Raw genomic sequence first — 770 nt, 5'->3', positions numbered from 1 at the left:
GACCATGGTAAAACGACCCTGACCGCCGCCATCACCACCGTACTGGCTAAAGCCTTCGGCGGCAGCGCCCGCGCTTTCGACCAGATCGATAACGCACCGGAAGAAAAGGCCCGCGGTATCACCATCAACACCTCTCACGTTGAATACGATACCCCGTCCCGCCACTACGCGCACGTTGACTGCCCGGGGCATGCCGACTACGTGAAGAACATGATCACCGGTGCCGCCCAGATGGATGGCGCAATCCTGGTGGTTGCCGCAACCGACGGCCCGATGCCGCAGACCCGCGAGCACATCCTGCTGGCCCGTCAGGTAGGCGTGCCTTACATCATCGTCTTCATGAACAAATGCGACATGGTTGATGATGAAGAACTGCTGGAACTGGTTGAAATGGAAGTGCGCGAACTGCTGTCGCAGTACGACTTCCCCGGCGACGACACCCCGGTAATCCGTGGTTCCGCGCTGAAAGCGCTGGAAGGCGACGAAGCCTGGACCCCGAAGATCCTGGAACTGGCCGAAGCGCTGGATACCTACATCCCGGAACCGGTTCGCGCCATTGACAAGCCGTTCCTGCTGCCTATCGAAGACGTGTTCTCCATCTCCGGCCGCGGTACCGTGGTAACCGGTCGTGTGGAACGCGGCGTGGTGAAAGTGGGTGAAGAAGTTGAAATCGTCGGCATCAAAGCGACCTTGAAAACCACCTGCACCGGCGTTGAAATGTTCCGTAAACTGCTGGACGAAGGCCGTGCCGGTGAAAACGTGGGCGTGTT

The 770-nt window shown here is 59.4% G+C and carries 1 protein-coding gene; it reads left to right on the top strand.

Annotated features, from left to right (window positions below; all coding sequences use genetic code 11):
- On the top strand, positions 1–770 hold a 770-nt coding region (locus HB631_RS26765; RefSeq protein ID WP_213994209.1), incomplete at both ends, for an elongation factor Tu.

The organism is Sodalis sp. dw_96 (assembly GCF_018449575.1).
Lineage (GTDB): Bacteria > Pseudomonadota > Gammaproteobacteria > Enterobacterales > Enterobacteriaceae > Acerihabitans.
Note: the sequence above shows the minus strand (reverse complement) of the source record. Positions and strands in the feature narration are given on the sequence as shown.